At 56.1% G+C, this 14,380-nt stretch carries 5 protein-coding genes; all 5 read right to left on the reverse strand.

Annotated elements, in window-relative coordinates; genetic code table 11:
* Positions 1 to 236: 236 nt before the first annotated feature.
* A complete protein-coding gene (locus OI69_RS05735) occupies positions 237 to 2,354 on the reverse strand; it encodes an HlyD family efflux transporter periplasmic adaptor subunit (RefSeq protein ID WP_154715521.1) in 2,118 nt (705 codons plus the stop codon).
* Positions 2,354 to 3,712 carry an efflux RND transporter periplasmic adaptor subunit gene (locus OI69_RS05740; protein WP_039347194.1) on the reverse strand — a complete coding sequence of 453 codons (1,359 nt, stop codon included), beginning with the start codon at positions 3,710 to 3,712 and terminating at the stop codon, positions 2,354 to 2,356. Before OI69_RS05740 ends, OI69_RS05735 begins: the two co-directional genes overlap by 1 nt.
* Positions 3,709 to 4,464 (reverse strand): efflux RND transporter periplasmic adaptor subunit, encoded by a 756-nt coding sequence (locus tag OI69_RS05745; RefSeq protein ID WP_039347197.1) that lies wholly within the window; start codon positions 4,462 to 4,464, stop codon positions 3,709 to 3,711. Before OI69_RS05745 ends, OI69_RS05740 begins: the two co-directional genes overlap by 4 nt.
* Positions 4,464 to 6,266, reverse strand: coding sequence for a TolC family protein (locus OI69_RS05750; protein ID WP_039347303.1), 1,803 nt, complete (start codon positions 6,264 to 6,266; stop codon positions 4,464 to 4,466). The genes OI69_RS05745 and OI69_RS05750 overlap by 1 nt, the downstream gene beginning before the upstream one ends.
* Positions 6,267 to 6,395: 129 nt before the next feature.
* Positions 6,396 to 14,378, reverse strand: coding sequence for a beta-propeller fold lactonase family protein (locus tag OI69_RS05755; protein WP_039347201.1), 7,983 nt, complete (start codon positions 14,376 to 14,378; stop codon positions 6,396 to 6,398).
* Between the last annotated feature and the right edge of the window lie 2 nt (positions 14,379 to 14,380).

Here is a 14,380-nt window from a genome sequence, read left to right on the forward strand (position 1 = left end):
CGGGCTACCACGGTGCGAGGTGTCCCTGCGGGAACCTCATCACCGTGTTTCCCTAATATCCGACATAGGTGTAGCCTGAAGTATTCAAAAAATTCAGCATTTTTAGAGAGATAATAATGATGAGAACAACATAATCGAGGGGATAAATGCCCTCCTTCACGTCATTGCCAGCAAACACCAGAATCTGGCAATAACGCGAAGAAAGTCAGGATCGATATCGCAGAAATCAAAATCAGTCAGAATGACAGCTCGCGGATCAATACGGCGGATACCACTTTCCAGCCGCGAATCAACAGGCTTTGCGCCTCACCGTCCATAACGACCGTGCCGCGCAACACCTGCGGCTGAGCACGATACGCATCAGGCACACTGAGTAATACGCGATAAACCGCCTGCTCAGGATGCAGCTTACGTTGTGAATCACTGAGCGTGGCAATATCTCCGCCATAAACCGAGGCCAGTTCCGGTGCAGCGTTCAGATCGCGGGTCGCCGTGCTGGCGATATCCACAATCGTAAGCGGCAGCGACGAGCGGCTAACATCCTGTAAATAAAAGGTGCCTTTCGCGCCAGTACGGAGCCGCTGCCAGTCCTTTTCCGATACAAATGCTTCCACCTGCCCGCCAGTAGGTTTGGCCACCACCGCCAACCATTCGCCTTGCGCCAGCCACTCGCCGATTGCCAACGGCGTCGCCATGTCTGCGACGACGCCGTCTATCGGCGCACGTACCGTCAACTGTGCAGACTGACGCTGCAACACCTGTAACTTTTGCAGCGCCGCGTCGTACTCCTGCTTCACCCGCAGGTGCTCGCCCACCGCTTCCTTATTGAAGACCTGAAAGGTACTTTGCCAATTTAACGTGGCGATTTGGCGCTCCAACTGCTGCCGCTCATGCGCCAGCGCATCAGACGACAGCGTAAACAGCGTCTGTCCGGCGTGTACCGGCTGCCCCACCTGCACCTCAATACGCTGAATCATCGCGGGTACAGGCATATACAGGCTGCTTTGCTGTTCCGCCCGCAGCAGCGCCGGGGCGTACACGCTGCGCTGCCAGGGGAGCAGCAGCACAAGCAGCACCACGGCGCTCACCATCAGCGTCGTCGTCATATTACGGTTCATACGATAATCCTTACGACGTTTACTCCATTCGCGTACTTCATTCACCACGGGCATCACCACAAAGTAGCCGATTTCAATCGCGAAAAGCAGCATCCCCAATAGCTTGAACGCCATGTGATAAACCAGAATCGCGATTCCGGTAAACAGGAAGAAACGGTATATCCATACCGCAAAGGCATAACCCACCAGCGTGCGTTGCAGCCAGCGGGGAAAGTGCTCCGGCGGAGCATCCCCTAAGCCAAACAGCCATTCGCGCATCTGCCAACGGCCAATCGCGAAGCCTCGGTTTTGCAAATTGGGCACCTGTAACCCATCGGAAAGCAGGAAATAACCGTCGAAACGCATCAACGGACTGAGGTTAATCGCCAGCGTCATGATCCAGGTTGTCGTCGCCAGCATAAACGCGGCACTGCGCAACATTCCATCGGGTAAAAAGCTCCATGCCAGCGTCGCCCACGCTGCCAGCGCCAGCTCGGTCATCATACCTGCCGCGCCAATCGCCATCCTCTGTCGGCGGCGCGTGAGTTTCCACGAACCTGAGGTATCGGTATACAGCACGGGCATCATCACCAGAAAGGCGACGCCCATCGTGGCGACTCTGGCACCAAAACGTTTGCAGGTATAGGCGTGACCGAATTCATGCAGAATCTTGGTGACGCACAGCGTCAGCCCCGCCAGCGCGGCACCTTCCAGCGTGAAGAAATGGAGAAACGTGTGCTTGAACGTTTCCCACTGGCGTCCGGCGAGGAAGAGTCCCAACACCGCCACCAGTAGTGTGAGTTTGAGAAAGGTACGGCTGAAAAACGGCGCAACCCAGGGTAGCGTCGCACCCAGAAAACGATCGGGATGCCAGAGAGGAATGCGGAAAAACAGATAATTTTTTAGCAGTTTGCGCCAGATCGAAACACGAGACTGCGCCACCTGACGGGAAAACTGCGCCAGCGCCTCATCGCCGGAGACGCGTGTCAGACTGTTGGCCTGCAAGAAACGATTGAAATACTGCACATCGCTGTCATCTAGCATCAGCGCAGAAGTCTGGTTAATATCAGCCACGATCTGCGCCGCGTTCCCCAGCGACCAGCGCGAGAGCATCGCCATTTCTGCCCAGCCGATACGAAAATAGAGGCCGCGCAACGGATCTTCCAGCGTCCAACTGGGCGATCCATCGCGGTTAGCAGGCCCGGCGTGCAGGATCAATTCATCGCGCAGCGGGCTGAGTGCGGCGGGTGACTGCATTACACGTCCAGCCAGACACGCAGGGAAGCCAGCGGTTTACGCAGCAAATACACAAACAACACCGTACGCTTCCCGTATAGCTTGGCCGTGCCCTTCAAGCCCACCCGCAATTGCGGATCATCCTGCGTAAAGCGCGCCCGCAGCCGATAGGCCATCACGTTATCCGGCGTCGGCGCCGCGCGATAGCCGATCTGTTCAAGTCGTGCCTCCTGTGCCGAATTCGGCGCTACATTGAGGAACAGACGAACATCCGCACCGTTTTCCAGTGCAATCGCATCCGCCGCGGGCAGTTGAATCTCCAGCTCAACATCATGCGGATCGGCAACCATCATGATGCGTTCCCCCACCGCCACCGAGCGCCCTATCCAGTCGCTGCTATCATCAAAAATCGCCACGCCATCACGCGGGGAAACAAGCTGCATCCGTTCCTGCTGACGTTGCAGAAAATCCATGTCGCTCTGTGCTTGCTCACGGCGGCTTTGCAGCACGGCCAGGCTGGCCTTGCTGTTGGCATCAAATAGCGCTTGTTGCTGTGCCTGACGGTACTGGGCATCAGCGGTAGCAAAAGCCTGTCGTGCCGATTCCAGTCGGTTTTCCTGCTCACGCACGTCTAGCCGCACCAGCGGTTGGTTCGCGCTGACGGCCTGATTAGGCCGCACCAGAATATCATCCACCACGCCTGCCACCGGGGCGCGAACCATCACGGGCTGGTGTGCGACGATCTCCGCCGGAGCCAGCACCGACTGACGCACGGGGAACAGTAAGATCAGCACCAGTGCCACGATCCCCGCCAGCACCAAACGACGTTTCTTCGGGCTGGTATGCGCCTGCCGCCGACGTTGTTTCTGCAAACTCGCCCACGCGTGAGCATAGGCGTCTGCCAGTTTTTCCAGCAACACGATTTCAGCAGGCAGCCACGCGCTGTCCCGCGCTAACACCAGCACCAGCGGCGTTTCCCCCTGGGCTAAGCGCAGCGGCAGCCAGAGTAAAAACTCAGGCAAATGTTCCTGCCACAAAATTTGATCATCGGCAGGCAGCTCGCGGCATTGCAATGGCTGCGTTTGTCGCCCTTCTTCCTGCCATTGGCGGCACAGGCGGCTAAATTCGGTACAAAACGGCGCGTTATGATCGAGCGAGGCCAGCCCGGAAGCGGCCTGCAAACGCCGTTTATCGCAGTCCCACAGCAGCGCCTGTCGGTACTTCACCAGATTGTGCGTTTCATTGACGATAAAAAACGCCAGCTCATCTAGCGTTTCACGCGCTCTGGCACGGCTTTGCAGTTGCAACAGTTCGGCCAGCAGCGTCAACCGGGTATCCTGTTCGGTGTGAGCTGCGGTCGTGGGGTTCTGCTCGGTCATGGCGACACGCTGCCTGCATCAGGCGGCACAATTTTCGCCACACCGCTCATGCCGGGCAGTAATCCGGCGGTAGATTGGGTAATGCTGCCAAAGACCTTCACTGACTGACTGACCGGATCGATCGCCGAAGAAATGCGGTTGATTTCCGCCGGATAGTGTAAGCCGGTTTCGTCCAGCGTAACCTGAAAAGCACTGCCCTGCTTGAGCCATACCAGCCAGCGCGACGGCACGATCATTTCCAGTTCGAACGCGCTGTCATCATAAATCGCCAATAGCTCTTTGCCTTCCGGTACGGATTCCCAGCGCTTCACCTTGGTTTCGGTGACACGGCCAGAGAACGGGGCTTTAATGGCACAGCGTTGCAGCATGGCGCGATTGACGCCGCTTTCCGCCTGCGCCATCGACACCGACGATCGCGCCTGATCGACATCCGACAGGCTGATCGAATTCAGCTTATCCAACCGATCGGCAATCGCTAATTTCTTACGCGCGGCATTCTCCGCAGCGTTGGAATAGTTCAACTTTTCACGCAGCACGGTGCAGTCAAACGTCACCAGCGTATCGCCCTGCTTGAAGTGTTCGCCTTCTTTCACTGCGATATCCGTCACTTTCCCGGCAATTTCGCTGGATAACACCGTATAGCGCTGTGCGCTTAGCTGCACGCGGATGTCTTCCGTCGCGGCAGCCTGCCCCCAAAGGGGCAGACCTAACGCACTAACCAGCAATAGCGAACGCATCATGCCGAAAGTCATTAACGCGAGCCTCCTGCTTGTAAGGATTGCAGGTTATTCCACATATCCGTATTCACCACGCGATAAGGTTTGCCCGCGTTAGCCGAGGACGTAACAGCAGCGGGGACAATGGGTTTCGTCACTGGTGTAGCGGTTGCCGATGCTGGCGGGGTAGCAACGGTTTTGCTAGACGCTGTCGTCGTCGCTGGCACTGCCGGTGTTGACAGTGACAAGCGTGGCACCGCAACGCCGCCTTTCTCAAGGTTCCCTGTCGTATGGGCAATCGAGTTACTCAACGCCGCCAGACTGACATCGCTCACGTTATCCGGCAACACATCCAATCCGGCAGCCTGGTACACCGCACCCAGCGCATTCTGTACATCAGCAAAGCTACGGTCACGCGCGCGGGTCGTCAGAATGGTTTCCGTGCTGACGCGCACCTGCTCCATCTGCGTTTCGGCACGATGCTGTACGCTGAGTGTCGTTTGGTTAAGGATACCGCGCTGGATCCGCGCCAGTTCCTGATAGCGACCGAACATCCGCGTGCTCTGCTGATACTCCTGCCAGGCCACGTTCACCTGCGTTAGCACAGCCATACGCAACGCCTGACGACGCACTTCAGCCAGATCTTCATTCGCCTGTCCGGCACGTTTCACCGATGACCACGACAGCACGTTCAGCAGGTTGCCGCTGACTTGCACGCCCGCGCTCGCCCATTGATGATTGACCAGATAGCTGTTGCTGTCACCGTTAACTCCGGCAAACAGCGACACGCCCGGCAGCAGACGCAGCAGTGATTTACGCGTTTCCAGTACGCTGTTGCGCGCCAGATAGGTCTCTTCACGCACTTCTGGACGCTTCACCATGGAGAAGTTTTCCAGATCGTCGAGCGAGTAGGCCAGCTTCGGTGCGACCAGACCGCTTTCGCTCGGTACAACGACATCGTATTGACTGGATGGCGGCAGATTCATTAACGCCGCCAAACGGGATTTGGCTACCACCAGATCGCTGTCGACAATTTCCAACTGGCGCACCATCTCCAGCATATTTTTCTGGAAACGCAGCGCCTCAACCGGTGCAAGCAGGCGCTGTTGTTCCGTCTGACGTGCGTATTCCAATGCCTGACGCGCCTGCGTCAGCGCCGTAGTCACTTCCGGCTGCAAACGCTGTGCCGTTGCCGCCTCCCAATAGGCCGTTCGCACCTGACGGGTGATATCCGCGACCACACGACGACGACGCTCTTCCGCCGCCAGCGATTTGTTCGCTTGCACTTTGGCGTTGAAATAGCTGATACCAAAATCCAACACATTCCAGCTCATCGTCAGATCGGCGGTGCGCTGAGTCTGATCCTGACTGGTAGAGGCTTCAAGCGACTGTTGACCGGTGGTCACCGACTGGCTGCTAGAGCCTGCCACATTGTCACGAGTTTGCAGCCCGGCGCGGGCAGTTAGCTTGGGCAACAACATGTCCAGATTCTGCACACCCAGCAGGTCATCTTCCATTGCCTGTTCCATCAATGCTACGCGCTGTTGCAGGTTATATTTCAGCGCACGGGCAATCGCTTCATCCAATGTGATCGTGCCGCGTACCGGTTCCTGACTAGCGAACATTTGTGCTCTGTCACTCATTGCCTGAGCCGTTTGTTGCTCAGGCGTCACTGGCTCTGGTTTGACGGCACAACCGGCCAATCCCAGACAGGCAAGAGTCACCGCGATCCGTAGCGCCCGGGAGCCTGCGGAGCGTAGTGTCGCCTCGCGTTGAACGTTCTGCTGCTGACTGTCGTGTTGCTGGCTATCCCAGAAATTCGCTATGTGCTGATTCACCAGGGTTCTCCCCATCTTCTCTTTGTCTGTTCCCTTCATCTTGCAGGCGGTGGATTAGTGACCACCTGCAAGCGCCTGGGTTAGTGGTTAAGTAATAAAATCGTGTCTTGGTATTCGGTCTACCGTGTCTTACGCACGCTGACTGCTCAATTCACTGAGCGCCGCCAGCAGGTCATCCTGTTCAGGCTGATGCTGACGCAGTTGTTCGGTAAAGGCGGTTTTCCCCGCAGGCGATAGCGGTTCCACGTTCCGGTTCTCAACGGGGAGTGAAGGCCGTTGCATCGCGCCCCGGTCGGTGGCCATCTCTGCGCCACCGCCCTGTCCGGTTTGCAGCGTAATCGGTACAATCCGGCTGGAGCCGTCAGCAGCTTGCGCTTTCAGCGCCAGTTGGATCTGGTTAACCTGCACTGCGCTGGCATCGGTAATCCGCACCACACCGCTACGGGCATCGAACTGCACCCACGAGGGCAATGGACGCCCGTTCGCCAGTTGCAGCGTCAGCGTGGCATTGCCTTCACGCACGCTGAACATGCGCTGCGGTAAACTAAAGACGAGTGCGCCGGAAGCATCCGGCTGCAACGCCCCTTGTACGCTGCTGAACGCCGATTCCAGCGCCATTGCCTGACCGCGTACGCTCAGGAACAGATTGGAATCAGCCGAACGCACGGAGGCGTTATCGCGAATCGCCGCATCAGGACGCGAAGAAAAATCAACGGACTCCAGCGTCGGCAACAGAGGAGACATTAAAGGGGTGAGCACCCAAGGCGCATTCGACTGGCGTGCCATATCCGCATCGCGCTGGCGCACAGGTTCAACAACAGGGTTGATGGGTTGCGATAGCGGTTGTGGCGGCGCTTCCGGGCGAGATAAGTCGACAACAATTGCACCCAGCGGCTGTTCACGCTCTCTTTCACCCATATCAACAGGTCGGCCCATGCCATGCCACATAGGAATCATCGGTGCGAATGCGGGCCGATTATCAGAGGGTCCCGGCGCCGGAGCTTGCGCCACCGTCACCTTAACAGAGTGGGTCGCTTCCGCTTTACCATCGTTCGCCGTCAGCACCACGGTGAACTCACCCGCTGCCGTTGGTGTACCAGAGATGGTACGGGTCGCTGCATCAAAACGCAGCCCTCCAGGCAGGCCGCTGACGCGCCAGGTCAGGCTTTCATTATCGGCATCGGTGAACAGATTGTCTGGCAGAGCGTAGTGATACGCCGTACCCGCTTGTGGCTGACCCAGATTCAGCCCGGCGTTGTCGTTATACACCGGGGCGCTATTTTCTGGCGCAGCCGGATCCACCGTCACCTGCACTGAATGGGTCGCTTCCGCTTTACCATCGTTCGCCGTCAGCACCATGGTGAACTCACCCGCTGCCGTTGGCGTACCAGAAATAGTGCGGGTTGCCGCGTCAAAACTCAGCCCTGCCGGCAGGCCGCTGACGCGCCAGGTCAGGCTGTCGCGGTCGGCATCGGTAAACAGATTTTCCGGCAGAGTATAGTGATACGCCGTACTCGCTTGTAGCTGACCCAGATTCAGCCCGGCATTGTCGTTATACACCGGGGCGCTATTTTCTGGCGCATTAAAAGTAACGCGGGCTTCTCCACTGAATGCCACTTCATCATTGTGCGGTTGAGCACTCAGCCAATCCACTTCCTCAAAAATTTTAAGCCCGATGCTCCGGCTACCAGAGCCATCCGTACCGCTATGGCTGTAAGTCAGGCTATCGATCAATTGTGCCGTTCCGGCACCGTCACGCATCACATACAGGGTCACGGTAGCGACGCCCTCGGTGACGCTAACACGGTATTCTATCTTGCTCTCACCGACAAAAACCTGATAGTCAATGGTTTGGTCGAGCGCAATCGTCCCACCGTCCACATGCAGGACATCCCCCGCACTAACCGGAGAAACATGAACCTCCAGTCGATGGATCTGTTGCCCTACTTCAACCGTATCAATAGTGGTGTTTTTAAATAAATGAACCGCATCGCCGCCCGAGGCATAAGAGGAGCTGACCGGTTCCGTGCTGACAATCGCCGCATCATTAATGTCGATCAAGGCGACTTCAGCGGTGAAGGTTGCCGTGCGACCTTTACCATCATTGAACGTGATTTGGAAAGCGGCGTGATCACCCGCCAGAGTAGGCGCATTGTTCGTCGTGCTGTAGCTGATTGCGCGTAATACCTGCTGTGCCTCAGACTGATTGACGCCCGCCAGGAACGTGAGGGTGAGCGTACCCGTCGTGCTGGTTGCCACATTGGCAATCGCCTTATCCCCTTGCCAGATCTGGTTATCCTTGACGCTCAAACCGCTGTCTTGCAGGAATCCAAACTGGTCACTGGCTTGTGTACCACCCGTGCGCTCAATAACCAACGTTGCGCCCTGATAGCTACTTTGATTGTTTGCTAATGCAGACAGCGTGCCGCCAGGAAGCAGTGCGACCGCACTCCCCTCTTCAGTAAAGGTAACGTTAGCGGGTTGCAGATCGAGCACAATCACACCTTCCGGCGTACCATAATTAATGGTGCCGGTTAGATACAGTTGTTTACCATCTTCGCTGAATGCCGCCTGACGGATTTCGTTCAACGCCGTGCCGTTATAGTTAGCGAGATCGCCAAAACCTTCCACGGACTGAAGCGGTGTCAGGCTACCATCAGCCGCACGGGAATACAGAATGACGCCATAGGTGTTGGAAAGATCGCTCTTGCCTAAATCGCCGATAACCACCACATTCTTACCATCGGGCGAAACCAAGACCTGTTTGACGAGTGTGACTTGTTCACCGATCGTCAACGTGGATGACGCCGTTAATGTGCCATCCTCCGCCACGGAAAAAATATGGAGTAATTTATTGTTATCAACCACATACAGCGTTTTCCCATCAGGAGAGACATCCAGCGCGGAAGCGTAATATCCATCCTCACTCGCACTTGTCCCGGCAACAGACTGCCTGAAGGTCAAGACACCGTCATCTGCCACGCTAAACCGACTCACGACGGTCTCACCGCCGGAAGTCGCGACGAACAGGGTCTTGCCGTCTGGAGACAGTGTCAATGCATTCGCGGCATCCAATTGCAGGCCGCTGTCTCCCGCATCGGTAAAGGTATTGCTCAGCGTGAAGGTGCTGCCCTCACGTTTGAAGACCAGCAGACTGTCTCCCGTGGTGACATAGACGGAATTACCGTTGACCAGCACATCACGCACCATGCCAATATCACTACCAAACGTCCCTATCGCGCTCAAATCGCTGGCATTAAACAAAGCGATACCGTTAGCACCAATCACATACAGGCTACTACCGTCACTGGAAGCCCGGATCTGAGTGGTGTCCGTCACGCCAGTGATTTCTACGCTGTTAGACAGGTGTAACTTGCCATCTTCACCACGTTGCAGCATATAGAGCGTGTTGTACTTCACATCATCACTGACCCCAGTGGCCTCGTTATAGACGGATTCACTGTGGGCGCGCACGGCGTAGATGTTATCCCCGATGACCGTGATGCCCTGAATACCAATCAGTCGTGAGTTTCCGTTGTCGTCCAGCAGGTCAAACAATTCCACATAATCCAACGAGCCTGCGTCAGCGCCTAAATGAGGAATCAAACGCGAGTCCTGTACGGTCACAACCGCGCTGATGTCGAGCAACGCAACGTTATCGTTAGCATCGGCAAGGCGTGTCAACGTGACCGTCACAGCCCCTTCAGACACCGCATCATTCACGGTCTGATAGTGGATGCCGTCTATCAGTGTTGACACCACCGTTGCACCATTGTCTCCGTCATGGAGAGAAAGCCTGAGTGTCGCGATCCCGTTTTCGACGCTCACCTGATACTGATGGCCGTGTGTTGTTGTGCCCGCGCTCGTGGTCGCGGTGAGTGGGATAGACGTCCCATCGATCACCAGCGCTTCATTGGCTCCGGCACGGCTGACCGTCAGCGTCAGCTCTGAAAGCGCCGCGTTATCTTTGCCCAATGCGATATACACATCGCCAAACAAATCAATCGCAGCAGGCAAGCTACCCGCCCCCACATTTACCGTAGCCTGCTGGCCTGCCGTGATCAGCGTGGGTTCGGCTGGCGGGTTGGTGAGCACCAGCGCCAGCGTCAGATCGACGGATTTCCCACCGCTATCACGCACGCTGATTTGCAAATCGACCCGTTCTGGCGATTCGGTCGCGCCATTACGGTACGTCACCTGCTGCAAAATCTGATTGGCGACAGCCTTGGAGATCGGTGAGGTGATGCTGATCGCGATCGTGCCTTCCGCTATCGTGACATCGGCAATTTTGGCGTTATTCAGCAGAAGTTCACTACCCTGTAGACTCAGCCCCCGCACATTGAGCAGACTGAACACATCGTCTGCGGAGGCGGAACCTGAACGTGAAATCGTAAAGGTCATGCCCTGATAGCTATTCAGTTCATCCATATCCACATCGGAGAACTGTATTCCCTGCATAAAAGGCGTGCTGATAGTGCCAGCGAAATACGAAGAATGCGCCAACGCGCTGGACACGATCACGCCTGTATTGAAGAAGCGGGCGCCGGTATACAGCGACTGGCCATCATCCGATACCGTCAATGTGGTCACCGGACGCCCCACCGTGATGGTGCCTGTTTGTGTGAGTTTGCCATCTGAGGCAATCGCATACACCGTCACCACACCGTTATTGCTGCCAACATACAGCGTTTTGCCGTCAGACGTTGCGGTTACGCCCCACGGGTTGGTAAATTTCAGCGCCTCAACGCGATTGACGGCGTTTGTCTCACTGTCGTAATGCAGAACGGTCAGTCGGTTCCCCACGTTGCTGGTGACCACATAGATATAGCCTTCATCCGTCACGGTAAAAGCGGAATTCGCGTGGTTCAGTTCATTGTTGCTTTCCAGCGTTCCGGCGGCTTTCTGCGCACCGGAGCTATCGGTGTAGGTCAGTGTGACGCCATCATCACCACGGGCCAGTTGTCCGGCATAGCTCAACGCACCGCCTGCCGCCGTGGTGTAAATCGTTATTTTGCCGCTGTTGCCCATGACATAAACGGTGCCCTTGGCATCAATCGACAAGCCGATCGGGGTGGTGCCATCCACCTGATTAAACGTCGTGGCACTGCCCAGTGCGCCATTGGCACCAATGGTGTAGTGGTACAAGGTGCCGGACGTCAGCGCATACAGACTCTTCCCGTCATCGGAACGCACCATATTCAGCACACTGCCAGACAGCCCTTCCACACGGGCGGTCAGGCTTAATATCCCCGTATCGGCATCTTTGCTAAACACCAACACCGTCGAATCAGCACTCAGGTAAACCGTCGAGCCATCCGCAGAGAACACCGCCGCACGCCCGACAAGCCCGCTGACTTCCGTCCCATTTTCCGCATTACCATCATCGGTGCCTGGCACCAGTTGCTGTAACAGTGTCAAGGCTCCGGTAGCGGGATCGCGCTGATAGAGGCTAACCCGCGCATCGCCACCATAGTTAGGTGAGGTGGTGCCAATCACCAGTAGCGTGCGACCATCATCAGACAACACCATACTGCTGACATGGGTGCTATAACCGGTAAGCAACCCGTTTGAATAATATAAATTAGGATTGACCGCGATATCGGTTTCGATGGTAGGCGCATTGTTAATGGCTAATGTCAGGGTGGTCGTGACATTGAGCGTCGCCGTATCCACATTTTGCCCTGTCGCGCCACCGTCATCTCGCACACTGACCAATGTCACCGTACGCGTACCCGTCGTGGCTTTTACCGTGTCGTTAAGGTAGGTAACATCGTTGATCAAGGTCTGTGCCGCCGCCACCGTCATCCCCGTCGCATGATGGATAGTCAACGTGCCGCTACCATCGCTTAGCGTGTAGGTGTAGCTATAGCCGCTTGACGTTTCCCCAGAGCCTGACTGAGTGAGGTTAATACGCGTGCCATCAATCACCAGAAACTCATTAGCGGCCTGCTCCAGCCCACCAATATTCAGTGTGATATCAAGAATTTTTTGTCCGGCTTCACCGGCGCTCATCTGCGTATTGGTGAACAGCTTGACGGAGGTCGATGTCGTATCATAGGTTGGCACCGTGATAGCACTCGTCACCAACTGGGGCGCAGTATTGCTTGCCATCATCACGGCGAGCGCCACGGGGAGGCTATCGGCGCGACCGTCATTGGCCCGCAGAGAGAGCGTCACGATGCTGCCATCCGCCACGGTATCGGTATTCTGGTACGTAACCTGATGTAAAACCGCATTCGCCTCTGCCCGATTGACACCAGCCAGGAAAGTGAGCGTCAGTGTTCCGGCATTCTGGCTAAACGTGGCAATCGCACGTTCGCCCTGAAAAACTTGTCCGTTTTCCAGCCGCAGATTATTCGCCGCGTTGAAACTAAACACATCCTTGAGGGATGCCCCACCGTCACGCGAGACGATCACAGCCAAAGTGCCGTAGTTGCCATTTCCCGCATTCAGCGCATCGAAATTGGCATCCGATAAGGTTAACCCGGCGCCAATCGCCACGCCGGTGCCACGAACCTGCGTTAAAAGCGTTGAGTAACGGCTCACACCGTCACCAGCGACGAGTAATGAGCGACCATCGGGTGATAACGTAATATCCGTTCCGCTGGTACTTCCCGCCACCTGCCCTGTCTGCGTTAACACCCCCGTTGTCGAAACGGCGTAGATAGAAACACGACCATCCGTCGTTGCGACATAGAGCTGCGTCCCTTGCGCATTCATCACCATGCTGCTGACGGGGTTACTGGCGAATGAATTTACTAACGTCAGCTCGTTATTCGCACCGATACGATAGAGCGAAATATCATTAGTATTGGGATTAGCGACATAGACCGACTGTTTATCTGCCGATACCGCCAACGAGTAGTTAACAAGATCCTGTCCCTTGATAGCGAATAGAATGCTGCCGAGAGAATTCAGCTTCCCGTCGCTGCCACGCTGGTAAACCGTCAGCCCATGATTGTCGGTAGAGTTCAGCCCGCTATGCACAATATAGACATAGTCACCAACGGTAGTGATCAAACTATTACGGTGACGGAGTGACTCGCTACGGGTTAACTCGCCCGTTTCGGCATTGCGCTGGTAGACAAGTACATCACGACCGTAACCACCCGTGGCATCCGCATAGACCTGCGAGCCGTCGTCTGCTATCGCCAGTCCACCGCTCGCCCCTGAGCCAACAGAAAGGGTAGCGGTATACCTGAGGTTACCGTCCTCAAGGCTAAATTGCATCAGGTTGCCATTGCCCGATAAGGTATACAGTGACTTGCCATCGGCGCTCACCACCAGATCATTCACATTCCCCAGATTCTCAACCGACAGGATTTGTTTTTGCGTCAGTTGCCCTGAGGTCCCCACAGAAAAAACCGTCAGCGTGTTATCCGCACCCGCGACATAGGCCTGTTTACCGTCGGCAGAGTAGGCGACGTCCGTTCCGTGTGCTAATGACTCGGCTTCCAGTAAAACGTCCCCCGTGACCACGGGGGCGACATTGATTCTGCTGTCGATGGTGACGGTCGAGTGAATATTCAGATCGGCAGTATCACCGTCATCGCTCAGGCTTTTCAGCGTCACGCTGACATCACCACCTGCGACCGTGTTATCGAGTGGCTTATACGCGATACCGTCGATCAAGCGCGCCACATCAGTAGGGGCAAATGCTTCGGAGGAGGCAATACTCAGGGTGATGGTGGTCGTTTCACCGCTGACCGTGACGCCATAGCTGTACTGTCCCGTTCCTGTCGTCGTTTTCGCTCCCGTAAAGGCTTCCAACGTAATGGAAGTATTGTCGATCACCAATGCCTGATTCGCGCCCGTGCGGTTGACAGTGATCGTCAGATCTTTCAGCTCTTGTCCGTCATTACTTGCCGACACGCTGACGTTACTGAACAGATCCACCGCAGCAAAGCTGTCGCTGGTATCGGTAATCGTGACCGTCGCCTTAACTGGCGTGGCATCCACACCGGGTGCCGTTTCCGTTGCGGCAACATGCGCGGCGACATCCGCCGCCGTGGTGACAGCCGCGGCATCAAACATCATGCGCGGCTCCAATACCCACGCCTGACGTGGAGTACGCGTTAAGCCTGAACCAGATTTTGAGCGGGAAAAAGTCATCG

Source organism: Pectobacterium fontis, from assembly GCF_000803215.1.
Lineage (GTDB): Bacteria > Pseudomonadota > Gammaproteobacteria > Enterobacterales > Enterobacteriaceae > Pectobacterium > Pectobacterium fontis.

Bases quoted from the DNA above. Each gene is read 5' to 3' on its own strand.
- OI69_RS05735 (WP_154715521.1), bottom strand. From the start codon at position 2,354: ATGCAGTCACCCGCCGCACTCAGCCCGCTGCGCGATGAATTGATCCTG.
- OI69_RS05740 (WP_039347194.1), bottom strand. From the start codon at position 3,712: ATGACCGAGCAGAACCCCACGACCGCAGCTCACACCGAACAGGATACC.
- OI69_RS05745 (WP_039347197.1), bottom strand. From the start codon at position 4,464: ATGACTTTCGGCATGATGCGTTCGCTATTGCTGGTTAGTGCGTTAGGT.
- OI69_RS05755 (WP_039347201.1), bottom strand. From the start codon at position 14,378: ATGACTTTTTCCCGCTCAAAATCTGGTTCAGGCTTAACGCGTACTCCA.